The 18,358-nt window shown below is 69.7% G+C and carries 17 protein-coding genes; 11 read left to right on the top strand and 6 right to left on the bottom strand.

Features of this window, described 5'->3' with window-relative positions:
• Positions 1–13 precede the first annotated feature (13 nt).
• The 3 genes from rpmA (at position 14) to proB (ending at position 2,947) form a co-directional block, all read left to right on the top strand.
• Complete coding sequence (rpmA, locus tag B0293_RS38250; protein WP_005158540.1) at positions 14–271, top strand: 50S ribosomal protein L27; 258 nt, start codon at positions 14–16, stop codon at positions 269–271.
• A 106-nt stretch (positions 272–377) separates the two neighbouring features.
• Complete coding sequence (gene obgE, locus B0293_RS38255; protein WP_005158542.1) at positions 378–1,841, top strand: GTPase ObgE; 1,464 nt, start codon at positions 378–380, stop codon at positions 1,839–1,841.
• The gene (gene proB, locus B0293_RS38260; protein WP_039918291.1) at positions 1,838–2,947 is read left to right on the top strand and encodes a glutamate 5-kinase; all 1,110 of its coding nucleotides are present in this window, start codon (positions 1,838–1,840) and stop codon (positions 2,945–2,947) included. The genes obgE and proB overlap by 4 nt, the downstream gene beginning before the upstream one ends.
• Here proB and B0293_RS38265 read toward each other — a convergent pair.
• The 3 genes from B0293_RS38265 to B0293_RS38275 all read right to left on the bottom strand — a co-directional run bounded on the left by B0293_RS38265 (position 2,944) and on the right by B0293_RS38275 (position 4,955).
• Complete coding sequence (locus B0293_RS38265; protein ID WP_005158549.1) at positions 2,944–3,750, bottom strand: hypothetical protein; 807 nt, start codon at positions 3,748–3,750, stop codon at positions 2,944–2,946. The genes proB and B0293_RS38265 overlap by 4 nt on opposite strands.
• Before the next feature lie 2 nt (positions 3,751–3,752).
• Positions 3,753–4,244, bottom strand: a complete 492-nt coding sequence (locus B0293_RS38270) for a SigE family RNA polymerase sigma factor (RefSeq protein WP_005158551.1) — start codon at positions 4,242–4,244, stop codon at positions 3,753–3,755.
• A gap of 75 nt (positions 4,245–4,319) precedes the next feature.
• Positions 4,320–4,955, bottom strand: a complete 636-nt coding sequence (locus B0293_RS38275; RefSeq protein ID WP_005158555.1) for a TetR/AcrR family transcriptional regulator — start codon at positions 4,953–4,955, stop codon at positions 4,320–4,322.
• 87 nt (positions 4,956–5,042) lie between these two features.
• Here B0293_RS38275 and B0293_RS38280 point away from each other — a divergent pair, with 87 nt between their 5' ends.
• Positions 5,043–6,317, top strand: coding sequence for an FAD-dependent oxidoreductase (locus B0293_RS38280; RefSeq protein WP_005158558.1), 1,275 nt, complete (start codon positions 5,043–5,045; stop codon positions 6,315–6,317).
• 10 nt (positions 6,318–6,327) lie between these two features.
• Here the strand turns inward: B0293_RS38280 and argS are convergent, their stop codons facing one another.
• The 3 genes from argS to B0293_RS38295 all read right to left on the bottom strand — a co-directional run bounded on the left by argS (position 6,328) and on the right by B0293_RS38295 (position 11,660).
• The gene (gene argS, locus B0293_RS38285) at positions 6,328–8,052 is read right to left on the bottom strand and encodes an arginine--tRNA ligase (RefSeq protein ID WP_005158560.1); all 1,725 of its coding nucleotides are present in this window, start codon (positions 8,050–8,052) and stop codon (positions 6,328–6,330) included.
• Positions 8,053–8,123: 71 nt separating this feature from the next.
• Positions 8,124–9,410, bottom strand: a complete 1,287-nt coding sequence (locus B0293_RS38290) for an MFS transporter (protein ID WP_005158563.1) — start codon at positions 9,408–9,410, stop codon at positions 8,124–8,126.
• Between the two features lie 144 nt (positions 9,411–9,554).
• Positions 9,555–11,660, bottom strand: a complete 2,106-nt coding sequence (locus tag B0293_RS38295) for a RecQ family ATP-dependent DNA helicase (RefSeq protein WP_039918294.1) — start codon at positions 11,658–11,660, stop codon at positions 9,555–9,557.
• Positions 11,661–11,821: 161 nt separating this feature from the next.
• On the opposite strand from B0293_RS38295, the gene nadD reads away from it, so the two are divergent.
• From nadD to B0293_RS38330, 7 genes are all read left to right on the top strand, one after another.
• A complete protein-coding gene (nadD, locus tag B0293_RS38300; RefSeq protein ID WP_077241496.1) occupies positions 11,822–12,421 on the top strand; it encodes a nicotinate-nucleotide adenylyltransferase in 600 nt (199 codons plus the stop codon).
• Between the two features lie 55 nt (positions 12,422–12,476).
• Positions 12,477–12,881 carry a ribosome silencing factor gene (gene rsfS, locus B0293_RS38305; protein ID WP_005158575.1) on the top strand — a complete coding sequence of 135 codons (405 nt, stop codon included), beginning with the start codon at positions 12,477–12,479 and terminating at the stop codon, positions 12,879–12,881.
• A complete protein-coding gene (locus B0293_RS38310; RefSeq protein ID WP_005158578.1) occupies positions 12,878–13,492 on the top strand; it encodes a histidine phosphatase family protein in 615 nt (204 codons plus the stop codon). Before rsfS ends, B0293_RS38310 begins: the two co-directional genes overlap by 4 nt.
• A gap of 3 nt (positions 13,493–13,495) precedes the next feature.
• Positions 13,496–14,224, top strand: coding sequence for a diglucosylglycerate octanoyltransferase (gene octT, locus B0293_RS38315; protein ID WP_005158579.1), 729 nt, complete (start codon positions 13,496–13,498; stop codon positions 14,222–14,224).
• Positions 14,225–14,234: 10 nt separating this feature from the next.
• Positions 14,235–15,080, top strand: coding sequence for a DegV family protein (locus B0293_RS38320; RefSeq protein ID WP_005158581.1), 846 nt, complete (start codon positions 14,235–14,237; stop codon positions 15,078–15,080).
• 145 nt (positions 15,081–15,225) lie between these two features.
• On the top strand, positions 15,226–15,948 hold the full coding sequence (locus tag B0293_RS38325; protein WP_005158583.1) for a ComEA family DNA-binding protein: 723 nt from the start codon (positions 15,226–15,228) through the stop codon (positions 15,946–15,948).
• A complete protein-coding gene (locus tag B0293_RS38330) occupies positions 15,945–18,350 on the top strand; it encodes a ComEC/Rec2 family competence protein (RefSeq protein WP_005158584.1) in 2,406 nt (801 codons plus the stop codon). The genes B0293_RS38325 and B0293_RS38330 overlap by 4 nt, the downstream gene beginning before the upstream one ends.
• The last annotated feature ends 8 nt before the right edge of the window (positions 18,351–18,358 follow it).

The following is an 18,358-nucleotide window of genomic DNA, read 5'->3' on the forward strand; positions in this document are numbered from 1 at the left end:
AGAGGATTGAGCCATGGCTCACAAGAAGGGTGCGTCCAGCTCCCGCAACGGTCGCGATTCGAACGCGCAGCGACTGGGCGTCAAGCGTTACGGCGGCCAGGAGGTGAACGCGGGCGAGATCCTGATCCGTCAGCGTGGCACCAAGTTCCACCCCGGCGTGAACGTCGGCCGTGGCGGCGACGACACGCTGTTCGCGCTGGCTGCCGGCGCGGTCAAGTTCGGCGAGAAGCGTGGCCGCAAGACGGTCAACATCGTGCCGTCCGAAGCCTGAATTTCGGCTTCTAGTTAGAACCTCTGACGAGGGGTGGGCCGGAATATCCGGGCCCACCCCTCGTTTGTTTTGTATATCCCTTCTCGCTAGTGAATAGAGGCAAGTCATGGCGTCCCGTTTCGTGGACCGCGCGGTGATCCACCTGACCGCCGGTGACGGTGGGAACGGCTGCGCCTCGGTGCACCGGGAGAAGTTCAAGCCGCTCGGCGGTCCGGACGGCGGCAACGGCGGCAACGGCGGCGACGTCCTGCTGATCGTCGACCCGAACGTGCATACTCTGCTCGACTTCCACTTCCGCCCGCACGCCCGCGCCGGCAACGGCAAGATGGGCCAGGGCGGCAACCGTGCCGGAGCGGCGGGCGACACGCTGGAGATGCGTGTCCCGTCGGGCACCGTCGTGATGACCGAGGACGGCGAGATCCTGGCCGACCTGGTCGGCACCGGTGCCACCTTCATCGCCGCGCAGGGCGGCCGTGGTGGCCTCGGCAACGCGTCGCTGGCTTCCAACACCCGCAAGGCACCTGGATTCGCGCTGCTGGGCGAGCCGGGGGAGAGCCGGAACCTCGTTCTGGAGCTGCGTTCGGTCGCCGACGTCGGCCTCCTCGGCTTCCCGTCCGCGGGCAAATCGTCGCTGATCTCGGTGCTGTCCGCGGCCAAGCCGAAGATCGCCGACTACCCGTTCACCACGCTGGTGCCGAACCTGGGTGTGATCACCGCCGGATCGACCGTGTTCACCATGGCCGACGTGCCGGGCCTGATCCCCGGAGCGAGTGAAGGCAAGGGCCTCGGCCTCGACTTCCTGCGCCACATCGAACGGTGCGCGGTGCTGGTGCACGTCATCGACTGCGCCACCTTCGAGCCCGGGCGCGACCCGCTGTCCGATATGGACGCTCTCGAAGAGGAACTGGCCCGCTACACCCCGAGCCTCGGCGGCGACCTCGCCGACCGGCCGCGAGTGGTGGTGCTCAACAAGATCGACGTCCCGGACGCCGCGGAACTCGCCGAGTTCGTCCGCCCGGAACTGGAAGCCCGCGGGCTCAGTGTGTTCGAGATCTCCACGGCGTCCCGCAAGGGGCTGAAGGAACTGACCTACGCGCTCGCCGCCGTGGTCGAGAAGTACCGCGCCGAGCAGCCGGAACCGGAGCCGGAGAAGGTCGTGCTGCGGCCGGTGGCCGTCAACGACGCGGGCTTCACCGTCGAGCTCGATCCGGAGGAGGAAGGCGCCTTCATCGTGCGCGGTGTCCGTCCTGAGCGGTGGATCCGCCAGACGAGCTTCGGCAACGACGAGGCCGTCGGCTACCTCGCGGACCGGTTGCAGCGGCTCGGTGTCGAAGAAGCGCTGGCCCGCAAGGGCGCCGTACCCGGCAGCCCGGTCACCATCGGCGACGTCCAGTTCGAATGGGAGCCGTCGACCCCGGCCGGGGTCGCGGTGCACATGTCGGGCCGGGGCACGGATGTGCGGCTGGAGAACAACAGCCGGATCGGGGCCGCCGAGCGTAAGGAAGCCCGCCGGATCCGTCGTGACGGTCCGGACGGCGTCGAAGACGAAGACGAGATGGACGACGAGTGAGCTCAACCCGGGTGGCGATCGCCGACGCGAAGCGGGTGGTCGTCAAGGTCGGTTCCTCCGCACTGACCACCGCCGGCGACGGTCTCGACGTGGCCAGGCTGGACGCGTTGGTGGACGCGATCGCCGACCGGGTCTCCCGCGGCACGCAGATCGTGCTGGTGTCCTCGGGCGCGATCGGCGCGGGACTCGCGCCGCTCTCGCTCGGCAAGCGACCGCGTGACCTCGCCACCCAGCAGGCCGCGGCCAGTGTCGGCCAGCTGGCGCTGGCGCACGCGTACGCCGAGTCGTTCGGCCGGTTTTCCCTGACCGTGGGCCAGGTTCTGCTGACGTCGGACGACGTCGTGCGCCGGGCGCACTACCGCAACGCGCAGAACACGTTCACCCGGCTGCTGGCCCTCGGCGCGGTTCCCGTGGTCAACGAGAACGACACCGTGGCCACCGAAGAGATCCGTTTCGGCGACAACGACCGGCTGGCCGCACTGGTGGCCCACCTGATCGGTGCCGACGCACTGGTCCTGCTGTCCGATGTGGACGGTCTGTACGACGGGGACCCCCGTGACGGCGCGACCCGCAAGATCGCCGAGGTCGCCGGTGAGTCCGATGTGGACGGAATCACGGTCGGCATGTCGAGCTCCGGTCTCGGTACCGGCGGCATGGTCTCGAAGCTCGCCGCGGCCCGCACCGCCGCCGGCGCCGGGATCCCGGTCCTCCTCGCCGCCGCTTCCGAAGCCGCCCGCGCGCTCACCACCGCCGAGGTCGGCACGGCGTTCGCCGCCGCGGACTCCCGCCTGTCCGCCCGCCGGTTCTGGCTGGGCTACGCCGCGGGCGCGTCCGGGAAGCTGCACCTCGACGACGGCGCGGTCATGGCCGTCGTCCGCCGTCGCCGTTCCCTGCTCGCCGCCGGGATCACCGGCGTCGACGGTGACTTCCAGGCGGGCGACGTCGTCGACCTGGTCGACCTCCGGCACCGGACCGTGGCGCGGGGTGTCGTGGCCTTCGACTCGGGCGAACTTCCCGACCTCATCGGGCGCTCCAGCCACGACCTCCCCGCGGAACAGCGGCGCGAGGTCGTCCACGCGGACGACCTCGTCCCGCTTCGCCGCTAAGGCGCCAAACCCGGCATGGTCACGATCTCCTGGAGCTGAGCCGAGGTCAGCGGTGGCTCGGCGCGTTGCACCGGCCGGTGGACACCATCGCCGGTCGCCACGACACCGGTGTTTTCGGCGGCGATGTAGATGGTGCCGGCTGATGTCCTTATCAGCGTCGTGAGAACGACCATCCCTTCCGCGTTGCGGTCTGCGGTCTCCCGCAAGGGGCCCTCGGAAAGCTGATGTGCGGAGCACGAAGCCGTCTTGGGAATGGTTCTGTCGTCGCAGCTCGTCATCAGGTGGACGAAGGGCGGAATTATCCGGAAGTGAACCGAACCCGCTCCGCGGTCGTCACTCACGCGCACGTCCATGTAGTAGACCGTGCCCACCTCTCCGTTCTCTTCGGTGCGTTTGGCCGTCAGGTGAAACGGATCGGATGGCGGGGTCGCGCCGGGCTGCGGGAGGTTTTCGATCTGGGCCTCCGGTGCGACCCGGGCTCGCACCGCGGTCCCGATCACGCAGGTCAACCGGGCGACGACCTGCTGTGTGGTCTCGCCGGTGACTCGCTCTCCGCAGCGAGCCACCGGGACGGGCTTGGCGGGTTGCGGCGGCGAAGGAGGCGGTACCGGTGTGGTCAGCAGGGAAGCGACCCCCAGGATCGCCACCACGGCGAACGCGGCACTCGCGATCCCGGCCGCCGAGAGACGGTGTCGCCGCGACCGTCGGCCTGCGGTGAGCACGTCGTCGCCAGTGAGCCCTAACGGAGGCTCGGTTTCCGTCACGTACTCCGCCAGTGCGGAGCGGACATCGAGGTCATCCATGACTACTCCTTGCTCGTCGGCGCGGGAAGGACGGCGCGCAGCGCTTCGACACCACGGGCGGTCTGGCTCTTGACGGTGCCTTCGGCGACACCGAGCAGCGAAGCCACTTCAGAGACCGAGAGGTCTTCGAGGAAGCGAAGGACGACCATCGCGCGCTGGCGCGGCGTCAAGCCGCTCAGTACCAGCTCCATGTCGATCCGCTCGTGACTGTCGTGCCCCGGTGGCGCGGCCCGTTCGGGCGGCGACGAGGTCACCAGCTCGCGGCCCCGCTTGCGCCGTCCGGTGAGGAAGGCGTTCAGCAGGATCCGGCGCGCGTAGGCGTCGACGGTATCCGGCCGCACCCGGCGCCAACGCCGGTACAGCTGGATGAACGTGGCCTGCACCAGATCTTCGGCGGTGTGCCAGTCACCGCACATACCGAACGCCAGCCGCCGGAACCGCTGTACGCGGGCCTCGAAGTACTCGCTGAAGTCGGTGTCTCTCGCTTGTCCCACCCGGTCCCCCTTCTTCTCTGCCCTCTCTAGTCCGGAGGAGGCCCGAAAGGTTCAAGCGACAGCAGGGGACCTTTGCTATCGCTTCCGGGGAACGGAGAGGTGACCGACGAGGCGTGCCAGCTGGTCGCCGTAGGCCTCGGCGAACTCGGCCGAATCAGGGTCCTGGCCCGAGACGGCCCGGACGACGCGGGGGAGTGCCAGCGCGGCACTGGACGCGGCCATGAAGATCACCAGCAGGAACGCCGGATCCAGGTCGGCGGGGAAGTCGCCGGCGGCCTGGCGGGCCCGGACGTACTCCACCTGCTGCTGGAGGAATCCGCGCTGGCCTTCGACGCCGACCGCGTCGGGGGCGCCGTCGGTCAGGTTCTCCCAGATGAACAGTTTGGCGAGATCGTGATCCCGGACCCCCGACTGGGCGAAGTACCGGACTACCTCCGCGAACGGCATGTCGTGGTCGGAAGCCGCGACGTAGTCGTCGTACATCGTCGTGGTCAGCGCGTTGTACAGCCCTTCTTTGCCGCCGAAGTAGTACGAGATCAGCTGCTTGTTCACGCCGGCCCGCGCGGCGATCTCGCTGACGCGCGCGGCCGCGTAGCCCTTCGCGCCGAACTCGACCTTTGCAGCCTCCAGGAGCTGCGCCTTGGTGCGCTCGGGGTCGCGTTGACGTTCGACGGGGGCGCGGCGAGGGCTGCGCGGGGCGGCTTCGGACATGAGATCACCTTAGTCGCTGACTCTTTCAAACGTTTGGTTGACGTTATTATCCGTATGGTTGATAGTGGGCCGTGGAGAGGAGATCACATGACCACGAGAATCGCGATCATCGGTGGAGGAACGGGTGGGCTCTGCTTGGCGCAGGGGCTGCGCAAGGCGGGGATCGACGTGTCCGTCCACGAGCGCAGCCGCACTCGGACCGAACGTCTGCAGGGCTATCGCGTGCACATCAACCCGCACGGCTCGGCCGCGCTGCACGAATGCCTGCCGCCAGGACTCTGGCAACGGTTCCTGGACACCACCGGCACCACGAGCGGACCGTTCACGTTCGTGACCGAGCGGCTGCGGGACCTGATGGTGATCGACGCCGAACTGACGTCGAGCCCCGATCCCGCGTCGAACCATCACTCGGTCAGCCGGATCAGCCTGCATCAGGTGTTGTCCGACGGGCTCGACGGAGTTCTGCACCACGGCAAGGAGTTCGTCGGTTACCGCCGCGAGGGGGAGGTGGTCGTCTGCGAGTTCGCCGACGGCAGCACCGTCGAAGCCGACCTGGTCATCGGTGCCGACGGCGCCAATTCCCGGGTGCGCAAACAGTTCCTGCCCGAGGCCGACCGGGTGGACACCGGGATCATCGCGATCGCGGGCAAGCATCCGCTGACCGAAGAGACCCGCAAACGCTTGCCCGCCAGGCTCACCGACGGCCCGAGCCTGGTGATGCCGCGTGCCGGCGCGGGCCTGTTCACCGCACCGCATGAGCTGAGCGGGGCTTCGTCGGTCAATGACGAGACCGCCGAGCACGACCCGGTCTTGTTCGACAACACCTCGAGCTACGTCATGTGGGCGTTCGCGGCGGACAACCGGCGCTACCCGGAAGGCGTGTCCTCATTGGACGGTGAAGCCCTGCGAGCCCTGGTGCTGGACCTGATCGACGACTGGGATCCCGCGTTCCGGGAGCTGGTCGCCGGTTCGCCCGCGGCGTCGGTGTCCCGCCTGCCGATCTTCACGTCGAAGCCGGTCGAGCCCTGGCCGACGAGCAACATCACCCTGCTCGGTGACGCGATCCACAGCATGACCCCGTTCCGCGGCATCGGCGCGAACACCGCGCTCCGGGACGCGCGACTGCTCTGCCGCAACCTCGTCGAGGCGCGGAAGACCGGCGCGGTGCGCGCCGCGGTCGCCGACTACGAACAGCGGATGCGGGAGTACGGTTTCGCCGCGGTGCGCGACTCGGAACGCAGCGCCCGCCAGTTCGTGTCCGAGAACCGCACGGGCCGGACGATGGCGCGTGGGATGTTCCGCTTCTTCCAGGCGGTTCCTCCGTTGAAGCGCAAGGTCTTCAGCGACCACGGCGATTCATAACCGTGCCGCCTCATAACCGTACCGGAGTGGATATGCCCAGCAGGGACAGTCCCAGCGTCAGCGTCTTCGACGTGAGTTCGGCCAGCAGCAGGCGTGAGTCACGGACGCCGGGACCTTTCGCGTCCAGTACCGGGCACTGCTCGTAGAACCGCGAGAACACGACCGCGGTCTCGTAGAGATACGTGCACAGCTTGTGGGGGAGATGTCCGGCGGTCGCCGCGCCGACCGCCTCGGGGAAGCGGACCAGCGCGAGCGCCAGCGCCCGTTCGGCGGGATGGCTGAGCAGCACCCGCGCGCCGGTGAGGTCCTGACCGGCCTTCGCGAGCACGGACCGGATCCGCGCGTTGGCGTACTGCAAGTAGACCGACGTGTTCCCGTTCTTGGAAAGCATCCGTTCCCACGAGAATACGTAGTCGCGTTCGCGATCGCCGGAAAGGTCGGCGTACTTGATCGCGCCGATCCCGATCGCCCTGGCGACCTCTTCCCTGCGCCCGGGGGAGAGGTCGTCCCGGCCGTCGAGCACTTCGGCGGCGTGGGAGACCGCCTCGGTGAGCAGGCCGGAAAGGCGGATCGACTCACCCGCCCGGGTCTTCATGGCGCGGCCGTCCTCGCCGAGCACCGTGCCGAACCCGATGTGCTCGGCCCGATGTTCCTCGCGGAGCCAGCCGGCGGCCCGGCAGACGGCGAACACCATCGCGAAGTGCTGCGCTTGCGGCGCTCCGACGACGTAGAGCAGATCGGTGACCCCGCGTTGCCCGGTCCAGTAGCGAAGTGTCGCAAGATCGGTGGCCGCGTAGCCGTAGCCGCCGTCCCGTTTCCGCACGATGAGCGGCAGCGGCTCGCCGTCCCGGTTGCGGAAACCGTCGGGGAAGACACAGACAGCGCCGTCGCTGATCTCGGTCAGCCCGGCGGAGGTCAGATCGTCCACGACCGCGGCGAGAAACGGGTTGTAGAAGCTCTCGCCGTAGATGTCCTCGCTCGACAGGCCGATCCCGAGGAGTTCGTAGACCTCGGCGAAATGTCGTGTCGATTCGTCGACCAGATGCCGCCACAACGACAAGGTCTCCTCGTCGCCGCTCTGCAGGAGGACCACCCGCTCCCGTGACCGGGTCGCGAAGGCTTCGTCGGTGTCGAACTTCGCCCGGGCGGCCCGGTAGAAGCCGTTGAGATCTCCGATCGTGTACGGGCCCGACGGGCGTTCGTCGAGCAGATGCTCGATCAGCATGCCGAACGGAGTACCCCAGTCGCCGAGATGGTTGTGCGGGATGACGTCGTGTCCGGTGAACCGCAGCAGCCGCGTGATCGCGTCACCGATGACGGCGGACCGGAGGTGTCCGGCGTGCATCTCCTTCGCCACGTTCGGGCTGCCGTAGTCGATGGCGATCCTCCGCGGGCGCGGTGTCACCGCGGTGCCCAGCCGCGGGTCGTCGTCGAGCGCGGTGGTCCGGTCTTCCAGCCAGGACGAGCGCAGCGTGAAGTTGAGGAAACCCGGCCCGGCGACCGACGGCGGTTCGGCGAGATCGGCGACGGCGAGGTGCGACGCGATGGCGGCGGCGATCTCCCTCGGCGGCTTGCCGAGCCGTTTGCCCAGGCCCATCGCGAGATCGCACTGATAGTCGACCCCGCTTTGCGAGGAGACCCGCACCAGGGCTGACGGTGGCTCGATGTCGGTGACGTGGCGAAGGGCTTCCACCACGCGTCGCGCCAATTCCTCGCTTACATCGCCGAACAACACGGTGTCCCTCCTTCGCGCTCGTCGTAGGAGCGCGAGGGTAGCCACCTCGCCGTGTCACCGGCGACGGAGTTTCAGCGCAGGTCGCTGCCCTTGGTCTCCGGGAGGGTCCGGATGACGAAGAACGCGATCGCCGCTCCGGCGGCCACGTACCAGAAGAACAGCGTCGACAACCCGGCGTCGGACAGCGCGGTGAGCACCAGGGGAGCCGTGCCGCCGAACAGCGCGACGGTCAGGTTGTACCAGGCGCCGATGCCCAGGCCGCGCAGTTCGGTGGGGAACAGCTCGCTCATGATCGCGGGCGCGATCGACGTCATCGCCGTGTACAGGCAAAGGCCGACGCAGAACACGACCATCAGCCCTGGCAACCCCGGCCGGACCAAGGTGGACAGCGGGACGATGAGGATCGCGGTCGCCGCCGCCCAGACGAGCAGCTGTGGCTTGCGGCCGAAGCGGTCCGACAGGGCACCCATCGGGTATTGCAGCGCGACGAACAACGCCGTCGCGATCGACAACGCGAGGAACACGTCGACGTCGTCGGCCTTGCGGGTCTTGACCGCGAACGAGGTCAAGGCGCTGAAGAACGTGTAGTAGCAAAGGGTCGACAGCATCGAGAAGCCCACGAGCTGCACGACGGCGCGCGGGTGCTCGCGAAGAGTGGTGCGCAGCGGCCGTTCGACCCGGGTCGCCGTCGATTTCTTCTCTTCGAAGATCTCGGTCTCGGCGAGACTGCGCCGGAGCCACAGGCCGATGATGCCGAGAACACCGCCGAGCAGGAACGGGATCCGCCAGCCGTACGCCGTCAGGTCCGCTTTGGACATCGTCCGCGCGAGCACGAATCCGAGGATCGAAGCGAGCAGGACTGCGGAACCGGTCGAGATGTAGAAGAAGGCGGAGTACCGCCCGCGCCGGGCGGGTGGCGCGATCTCACCCAGGTACGCCGACGCGTTGGAGACCTCGCCGCCGAGCGACAGCCCTTGCGCCACCCTCGCCAGCAGCAACAGGATCGGGGCCAGCCAGCCGACCTGGTCGAACGTCGGCAGGAGGCCGATGGCCACCGAACCACCCGCCATCAGCACGATGGTCAGGATCATCGCCGGCTTCCGGCCCCGGATGTCGGCGAACCGGCCGAGCAACATCCCGCCGAGCGGCCGGAAGAAGAACGCCAGGGCGTACGTGGCGAAGGTGTTGATCAACGCCAGGGCTTCGTTGCCCTTCGGGAAGAACTCGCTGGCGAAGTAGATGCTGAAGGTGGCGTAGATGGTCCAGTCGAACCACTCCAGCGCGTTCCCGACACTGGCGGCGAAAAGTTTCTTCACCGGGAGCCGATGCCCGAGCCGCTCCGTCGTTGAGTCCGCCATCGGCACCTCCGTACTCGCGCGTGGACGGAACCTTGCCAGAAAGTCCCGATGCGGGAAAGAACCCGTCGGATGCCGAGATCGGTCCGTGGTGACCGGAGGGTGTCCGACCGCCCACGCGCTGATCTCACGTGTGCGGTCCGCGGCTTACGAAGTGCTGGCGAGAGCGAACGGCAGTACGGCGCGGGCCCCGGCCTGCCGCAGCAGGCGCGCGGACAGCGTCATCGTCCATCCGGTGTCGATCAGGTCGTCGACCAGCAGGATCGGCCCTTCGGCCGCGGCGACCCTCACGCCGAGTTCCTCCGGGAGGCTGAGGCGTTTCCAGAGGTCGGCCAGCCGTTGCGCGCTGTTCGCCTGACGCGGGGGCGGCCCCGCCGAGTCGATGGCACCCAGATAATCCAGTCGCCCGATCGACGCCAGCTTCGTCGCCAGACCGTGGACCAGCTGGGGCCGGGTGGCGGACGGCACCTCCACCACCGCGACCGGACGCTCGGTCCACTGCCAGCCCTTGAGAACCTCGATGCAGGCTTGGAAGACCGCGTCGGGCAGTTCCGTGTCCGCCGCGGCAGGGCCGACGAGTTCACGCAACCTCGTACCCCAGCCGACATCGGTCACCCTGCCGACGACCTGGCCGGTTTCGGCCTGTTCGCCCGCCGGTAGCCGCCCGGACAGCGGGACCTCCAGTCCGGCCATCCCGGTCGGCCACATCTTCCGCGGCGCGACCTCGACCCCGGGACGGCGCAGCCGCTGTCGCGTGGCATCGACGACGTCGTCGGAAATCGTGGTGTCCCAATGCTTTCCAGTGCAGTTGTCGCACCGTCCGCAGGGCGTCGCCTCGGGATCGTCCAGCTGCTTGCGCAGGTACTCCATCCGGCAGCCGGTGGTTTCGAGGTAGGCGAGCATGGCGTTCTGTTCGTTGGTCCGCGCCGCGCTGACCCGCGCGTAGCGTTCCTTGTCGTACTGCCACTCCTCGCCGGTGCCTTCCCAGCCGCCCTTCACGCGGCGGACCGCGCCGTCGACGTCCAGCACCTTGAGGACCATCTCCAGCCGGGACCGGGACAGCTCGACGAACGGCTCCAGCGCGGGTGTCGACAGTGGACGGTCCGCGTATGCCAGCGCGTTGAGCACCTGGGTCACCCGCAGCTCGTCCGGGAAGGCCAGCGAGCCGAAGTACGCCCAGATGTCCTTGTCCTCGCGACCGGGCAACAGGATCACTTCGGCGCGATCGACACCACGTCCGGCACGACCGACCTGCTGGTAGTACGCGATCGGGGAGGACGGAGCGCCGAGGTGGACGACGAAGCCCAGGTCCGGCTTGTCGAACCCCATGCCCAGCGCCGAAGTGGCCACCAGCGCCTTGACGTTGTTGTTCAGCAGATCGTCTTCGGCCGCCTGCCGGTCCGCCGGGTCGGTCTTCCCGGTGTAGGCGGCGACCGGGTAGCCGCGCTCGGTCAGCAGGCCCGCCACGTCGTGCGCGGCCGCGACGGTGAGCGTGTAGATGATCCCGGAGCCGGGGAGTTCCTCCAGGTGCTCGGCCAGCCACGCGAGCCTGGCCTGCGAAGTCGGCAGTTCGGCGACCGACAGGTGGAGACTTTCGCGGTCCAGCGTGCCGCGCAGGACGAGGGTGTCGCCGCCGTTGCCGATGCCGAGCTGCTCGGCGACGTCCGTGGCCACCCGGTCGTTCGCGGTCGCGGTGGTGGCGAGCACGGGAACGCCCTCGGGCAGATCCTTCAGCAGGGTCCGCAGCCGCCGGTAGTCCGGCCGGAAGTCGTGACCCCAGTCCGAGATGCAGTGCGCCTCGTCGACCACGAGCAGGCCGGCGCTCGCGGTCAGCTTCGGCAGGACGGTGTCGCGGAAGTCCGGGTTGTTCAGCCGTTCCGGGCTGACCAGGAGGACGTCGACCTCGCCCGCCGCGATCGCGGCCTGGACCTGGTCCCACTCCTGCGGGTTCGCGGAGTTCATCGTCGCCGCGTGGATGCCCGCCCTCGCCGCCGCGGAGATCTGGTTGCGCATCAGCGCCAGCAGCGGCGAGATGATCACCGTCGGGCCTTCGCCGCGTTCCCGCAGCAGCGCGGTGGCCAGGAAGTACACCGCCGACTTGCCCCAGCCGGTGCGTTGCACGACGAGCGCGCGACGGCGGTGCGCGACCAGCGCCTCGATCGCCGTCCACTGGTCGTCGCGCAGCCGGGCGCCTTCGCCCGCCAACGACTGGAGGAGGGTCTCGGCGCGGTCCCGGAGAGTCGATGTGTCCACGTCTCCACCTCTACCCCATGGCACCGACGAAGTCGCGATCGGCATGTCGTGAACGGACCGTTCATCCATGGAACGGAGGGTAATGTGATCCAGATCACCACTGATCGGTGGGTTCGGCGACCCGCGCGTGAAGCCACCTGCGGTGTATAGGCTCACGACCCATGTCACCACGCAGGATCGGGGTCATGGGCGGCACGTTCGACCCCATTCACCACGGGCACCTCGTCGCGGCCAGTGAGGTCCAGTCGCGGTTCGCGCTCGACGAGGTCATCTTCGTGCCCACCGGCCAGCCGTGGCAGAAGTCCGACAGGGTGGTCACCCGCGCCGAGGACCGCTACCTGATGACGGTGATCGCGACGGCGTCCAACCCCGTGTTCTCGGTCAGCCGGGTCGACATCGACCGCGTCGGGCAGACCTACACCGTCGACACCCTGCGCGACCTGCGCGCGGAGTACCCCGACGACCAGCTGTTCTTCATCACCGGCGCGGACGCGCTCGAACAGATCCTCACCTGGCGCAACGCCGACGAGCTGTTCGACCTGGCGCATTTCATCGGCGTCACCAGGCCGGGCTACCGGCTCAACTCCCAGCATCTGCCCAGCGGGAAGGTGAGCCTGGTCGAGGTGACCGCGATGGCGATCTCGTCCACCGCCTGCCGCGAGCGGGTCGAAGGCGGGGAACCCGTCTGGTACCTCGTCCCCGACGGTGTGGTGCGCTACATCGCCAAAAAGGACCTCTATCGCAAAGACCGGGGTGCCTGACCGGGTACCCTCGTCGGGCGCACCCGCGAGTAAAGCCATCTGTTTGAGGAGAACTGTGACAGCCACGTCCGAGGCACGAGAGCTGGCCGTAGCGGCCGCCCATGCGGCGGCGGACAAGAAGGCGAGCGACGTGGTCGTGCTGGACGTGTCCGACCAGCTGGTCATCACCGACGCCTTCGTCATCGCGTCCGCGCCCAACGAGCGCCAGGTCGGCGCCATCGTCGACAACGTCGAAGAGCAGCTGCGGCTCGGCGGGCACAAGCCCGTCCGCCGTGAAGGCGCCCGCGAGGGCCGCTGGGTCCTGCTGGACTACGTCGACGTCGTCATCCACGTCCAGCACCAGGAGGAGCGCTCCTTCTACGGTCTCGAGCGGCTCTGGAAGGACTGCCCGCGGATCGAGGTCGAAGGTTTGGAGACACCCGCCGAGGAGGACCCCGCCGACGCGCAAGGCGCCTCGTGAGCCCGCGGCGGCTGGTGCTCTGGCGCCACGGTGAGACCGACTACAACGCGGCGGGCCGGATGCAGGGGCATCTGGACTCCGCGTTGACGCCGGTCGGCTGGAACCAGGCCAGGTTCGCCGTACCCGCGCTCGCCCGGTTCTCACCGGATCTGGTGATCGCCTCGGATCTGCGCCGCGCGACCGACACGGCCACCGTCCTCACCGAGGCCATCGGCGTCCCGCTGCGGATCGACAAGCGCCTCCGGGAAACCCATCTGGGTGAATGGCAGGGCTTCACCGGCCAGCAGGTCGACGAGGCCTACCCCGGCGAACGCGCGCGCTGGCGCGTCGACGCGACCTGGGCGCCGCCCGGCGGCGAGTCCCGGGTGGACGTCGCCGAACGCGCCCTGGAGGTCGTCGCGGACCTGGACCAGCCCAATTCCGACGCCGGCGACGCCGTACTGCTGGCGACGCACGGCGGTCTGATCATCGCGCTGACCGCGAAACTGCTCGGTCTGCCGGTCACGTCCTGGCCGACGCTGGGCGGGATCGCGAACTGCCACTGGGTCGAGCTGACCCGGCGTGACGGGAACTGGCGCCTGGCCGCCTACAACGCGGGAATCACCGGCTGATCCATGGCCCCGCGCCTGCTGGTGTTCGGCGATTCCCTCAGTTTCCACGGTCCGGACGGCCCGCTCGCCGCCGACGACGCGCGCCTGTGGCCCAACATCGCCGCCGAAGCGCTCGGTGGTGGCGGGGTGGACCTCGTCGCCGGATTCGGCTGGACGGCCCGTGACGCCTGGTGGTCGTTGATCGGCGACCCGCGGGTCTGGGCAGATCTCCATCACGTCGACGCCGTCGTGCTGGCGGTCGGGAGCATGGACACGCTGCCTTCGCCGTTGCCCACCTATCTGCGGACCGGCCTGCGCTACCTGAGACCGGATCCGTTGCGACGGGTGGTGCGCAAGACGTATCTCGCCGCCCAGCCGCGGCTCGCGATCGCTCTCCGGGGACGTCCGGTGGTCCTGCCGTCGAAACTGACCGTCCACTACCTCGACACCGCTGTCGGGGCTCTGCGCGTGCTGCGACCGGAGATGCCGATCTTCGGCATCCTGCCGTCCGTCCACCGCTCCGACGCCTACGGCCGGGTGCACACCGCCCGGGCCGGTGCCGCCGCCGCCATCGCCGCCTGGGGGCGGCGCGCGGAGGTCCCGCTGCTGGATCTCGGAGCCGTCGTCGGCGATCACGTGCTGGGCGGCCGGGGCAATCCGGACGGGATGCACTGGGGCTGGGAAGGGCATGCCGCCGTCGGCGACGAAATGGCCCGCCTGATGGCTCCGGTGCTGCGCCCCGCGGCAACGTAGGCTGACTGCCGTGTCGGTCGCCGTAGTCACGGATTCCACCGCCCACCTACCGGAAGGCTTCGCCGAACGGAACGGGATCCGGGTGGTCCCGTTGCACGTCCTCGTGGACGGCGTCGTCTTCCTCGACGGCGTCGAAATGGGTCCCGCGGCTCTGGCCGAAGCGCTCGGCAAACGGAGTCTGGTGACGACCTCCAGGCCGACGCCCGCGGAGTTCGTCAAGGAGTTCAGGGCGGCGCTGGCCGAGGGCGCGGACGCCGTCGTGTCGGTCCATCTGTCCCGCGAGTTGTCCGGGACCTGGGAGGCGGCGGTGCTCGCGGCCCAGGAAGTCGGGCCGGACAAGGTGCGCGTGGTCGATTCGAGAAGCACCGCCATGGGGCTGGGCTTCGCCGCTTTGCGAGCGGCGAGCGCCGCCGCGGACGGGGCGGATCCCGCCGAGGTGGAAGCCGCGGCTGTCGACGCGGTGAGCCGCTCGGAGACCTTGTTCGCGGTCGAGACCCTCGAATACCTGCGCCGCGGCGGGCGGATCGGCCCGGCGGCCGCCCTGCTCGGCACCGCGCTCGCGGTGAAACCGGTGCTGCACATGTCCGAAGGCAAGATCCAGCCGCTGGAGAAGGTGCGGACGATGAACCGCGCGGTGGCGCGGCTGGTCGAACTCGCCGTGAAGGCGGCCGAAGGCGGCCGCGCCGACATCGCCGTCCATCACCTCGCCTCGCCGGAGCGCGCCGTCGAACTGGCCAACCGGCTGGAGGAGTCGATCAGCTGCCCGGAGGGGTGCGTGGTCTCGGAGATCGGCGCCGTCATCGGGGCCCACACCGGCCCCGGGGTGCTCGGCGTCGTGATCCAGCGGGCGGGTTAGAAAAACCGCCAGCGTCCCATACGGCCCCGACGGAAACCGGCGATCCGGGCCCGGCAGGGGCCGAGTTGTCCACAACACCCCACTTGTCCACAGCCTCGGGATTCACCACTCCCGCCCGCCGCCCCCGCTCCGTAGCGTCGGTCACGTGTTCGACCAAACCGCCCGTCCACCGGGTCCCTCCGTCAACGCCAGGCTGGCGTGGCTGTCCGCGCAGCTGGCGCCGCCCACCCAGGGGCCGCCCGCGGGCAGGCTCGTCCGCCGCTGGGTGCCCGCCCGGTTCACGGCGGACGGGATCCCGGTGAACAGGCGGTGGTTCGCCGTGGCGGCCGCGCTGATCACGGTGGCCGTGACCGTGATCGGCGCGATCGCTTTGTTCGGACACCGGCCGGGGGTGGAGACCCCGCCGCCCCTGCCGTCGGCCAAGGCCGCCGGAGACGTCCCCGCCGCGGCGGCCAAGGCGCCTCTGGTGATCAGCGTCGTCGGCCGGGTGCGGAAACCAGGCCTGGTCACGATCCCTCCGGGCGCACGGGTCGCCGATGCCCTCACGGCGGCCGGTGGGGCACAGCCCGGAACGGATCTGACCGGCTTGAACCTGGCCCGGCGGCTCACCGACGGCGAGCAGGTGGCCGTCGGTGTCCCCGGTCCGGCCGCGGCCGGACCGGAGACACCGGCCGGGAAGCTCGACCTGAACACGGCCACGGCCGAGCAACTCGACTCCCTGCCCGGGGTCGGCGAAGTGATGGCCAAACGCATCGTCGACTGGCGGTCCGGGCACGGCGGGTTCACCACGGTCGAGCAACTCCGTGACGTAGAAGGGATCGGCGAAAGCAAGTTCAAGAAAGTCCGGGAATTGGTGTCCGTCGGATGAACCCGTCCGCCGATCCGTCCGAAGTGGACACCGCGTCGTGGCGAGGTCAGGACCTGCGGTTGTTACCGGCCGCGGTGACGGCCTGGCTCGGCACTCTTTCCGGGCTGCTCGCCGGCTGGTGGATCACGATGCTCTGCGGTGCGGCCGCCGTGGTGCTCGCGATCATCGCCGGTGTCCGTGCCCGCCGGACGGCGTCCCGGTGGGTGGCGGGCCTGGGGGCGCTCGCGGTCGTCGGCGTGCTCACCGCCGGCCCGGTGGCGCTGCGGATCCGGGCCGCCGAACACGACGACCTCCGTGCCGCCGCCGCACGGGGGAGCGACGCCACCGCGAGGGTGGTGGTCACCGAGCGGCCACGTCCGGTCCGCGGCGCCGGATACGCCGATCGCCAGGCAGGTACCCGCCTGGTGGTCGTCGCCGCGACGGTGGACACCGTGGTGACGGGTGAGCGGGTGGTGGATTCGGCCGGCCGGATCCTCCTGCTCGCCCCCGCCGAGGGGTGGCTGGACCTGCTGCCCGGGCAGCAGGTCACCACCTCCGGGCGGCTCGCGCCGGCGAAGGGGGCCGAACTGACGGTCGCTGTCCTCTCGGTGTGGGGCCCGCCGTCGGCCCTCTCGCCGGCGCCCTGGTGGCAGCGAGCCGCGGAATCGCTGCGCACCGGGCTCCGGAGTCTGTGCTCCGTCCTCCCGGAGGAGCAGGCCGGTCTCGTGCCCGGACTGGTCGTGGGGGACACGAGCACGCTGTCCCCGAGGGTCGAGCGCGAGTTCACGGACTCCGGCATGTCCCACCTGATGGCCGTGAGCGGTGGGAACGTGGCGATCGTCTGCGGCTCGATCCTGCTCCTGTTGAAAGTGCTCCGGGTCGGGCCGCGGACGTCCGCCGCCGCGGCCGCCGCGGGGCTCGCCGGGTTCGTGGTCCTCGCCGGGCCGGCGCCCAGCGTGCTCCGTGCCGGAGTGATGGGGGCGGTCGGGTTGCTGGCGCTGGCCCTGGGACGCCGGGGTTCGGCGCTGCCCGCGCTGGCGTTCGCGGTGTCGGGGCTGGTTGTGGCCGATCCCGCGATGGCCGCCGACTTCGGGTTCGCCCTTTCGGTGCTGGCCACAGCGGGGCTCGTCCTGCTCGCGCCGAGGTGGGCCGAGTGGCTGGTCGGACGCGGAGTTCCGGCCGGCTACGCCGAGGGGCTGGCCATCCCGCTGGCCGCGTTCGTGATGACGGCACCGATCATCGCGGGCATGGCGGGATCGGTCAGTCTCGTCTCGGTGGTGACCAACGTGCTCGCCGCGCCGGTGGTCGCCCCGGCCACCGTGTTCGGCGTGCTCGCCACCGTCGTCGGACCGTGGTGGCCGTCGGCGGGCAGGCTGCTGGTCCGGTTGACGGAACCCGAGGCGAGCTGGCTCATCACCGTGGCCCGCCACGGCGCCCGCGCGCCGGGTGCGGTGGTGGACTGGCCGGATGGCTGGTGGGGCGGGCTTCTGGCGGCCGGACTGCTCGTCGTGCTGCTCGTCGCCATCCGGCTGCGTCGCGCCAGGATCCTGCTGGCGGTCGCGCTGGCGGGCGGACTCCTCGTCTTCGTGCCGGTTCGTGTGCTGGCCCCGGCGTGGCCACCGGCGTCGTGGAGCGCCGTCGCCTGCGACGTCGGACAGGGTGATGCCGTCGCTCTCGCCACGGGTGAGCCGGGGAGGGCGGTCCTGGTCGACACCGGGCCGGAACCGGGGCCGGTCGACGAATGCCTGAGCAGGCTCGGCGTGGACCGCGTTCCGTTGATCGTGCTGAGCCATCTGCACGCCGACCACATCGGCGGTCTCGAATCCGTCTTCGAGGGCCGGTCGGTCGGAGCGGTCGCCGTCGGTCCGGGCCGGGCTCCAGCTTGGGCGTGGCAGCAAGTCGCGGAGGAGACCGCGCGTCGCGGGATTCCCTTGCTGGAACTGGGGATCGGGCAACGGCTGGACTGGCCGGGGCTGTCACTGGACGTACTGGGGCCGCGTTATGTCACCCGGCGGTCGGTTCACGAGCAGGACGGCACGGTGATCAACAACGGTTCCGTCGTCCTGCGTGCCGGAACTCCGGCGGGCCGGCTGCTGCTGACCGGCGACGTCGAACTGGCCGCACAGGCCGACCTGATGGCCGAAGGCACAGATCTGCGTGCCGAGATCTTGAAGGTCCCGCACCACGGAAGCCGCTACACGGCACCGGATTTCCTCAACGCCGTCGCCCCACGGGTCGCGTTGGTGAGCGTCGGTGCCGGAAACACCTACGGCCATCCGAACAAGTCCACTTTGGACAATCTGACGGCTGTCGGTGCTGCGGTCGCCAGGACGGACATGGATGGCGACACTGCTGTTGTCACCGACGCGCGAGGCCTCGCTCTGGTGCGCCGGGGTGAGCCCCGCGGCCCGCCTCGTTCCTGAGGCGGGCC

It is taken from the genome of Amycolatopsis azurea DSM 43854, assembly GCF_001995215.1.
Classification (GTDB): Bacteria; Actinomycetota; Actinomycetes; order Mycobacteriales; family Pseudonocardiaceae; genus Amycolatopsis; species Amycolatopsis azurea.

Bases quoted from the DNA above. Each gene is read 5' to 3' on its own strand.
- rpmA (WP_005158540.1), top strand. From the start codon at position 14: ATGGCTCACAAGAAGGGTGCGTCCAGCTCCCGCAACGGTCGCGATTCG.
- obgE (WP_005158542.1), top strand. From the start codon at position 378: ATGGCGTCCCGTTTCGTGGACCGCGCGGTGATCCACCTGACCGCCGGT.
- B0293_RS38265 (WP_005158549.1), bottom strand. From the start codon at position 3,750: ATGGATGACCTCGATGTCCGCTCCGCACTGGCGGAGTACGTGACGGAA.
- B0293_RS38275 (WP_005158555.1), bottom strand. From the start codon at position 4,955: ATGTCCGAAGCCGCCCCGCGCAGCCCTCGCCGCGCCCCCGTCGAACGT.
- B0293_RS38280 (WP_005158558.1), top strand. From the start codon at position 5,043: ATGACCACGAGAATCGCGATCATCGGTGGAGGAACGGGTGGGCTCTGC.
- B0293_RS38290 (WP_005158563.1), bottom strand. From the start codon at position 9,410: ATGGCGGACTCAACGACGGAGCGGCTCGGGCATCGGCTCCCGGTGAAG.
- nadD (WP_077241496.1), top strand. From the start codon at position 11,822: ATGTCACCACGCAGGATCGGGGTCATGGGCGGCACGTTCGACCCCATT.
- octT (WP_005158579.1), top strand. From the start codon at position 13,496: ATGGCCCCGCGCCTGCTGGTGTTCGGCGATTCCCTCAGTTTCCACGGT.
- B0293_RS38330 (WP_005158584.1), top strand. From the start codon at position 15,945: ATGAACCCGTCCGCCGATCCGTCCGAAGTGGACACCGCGTCGTGGCGA.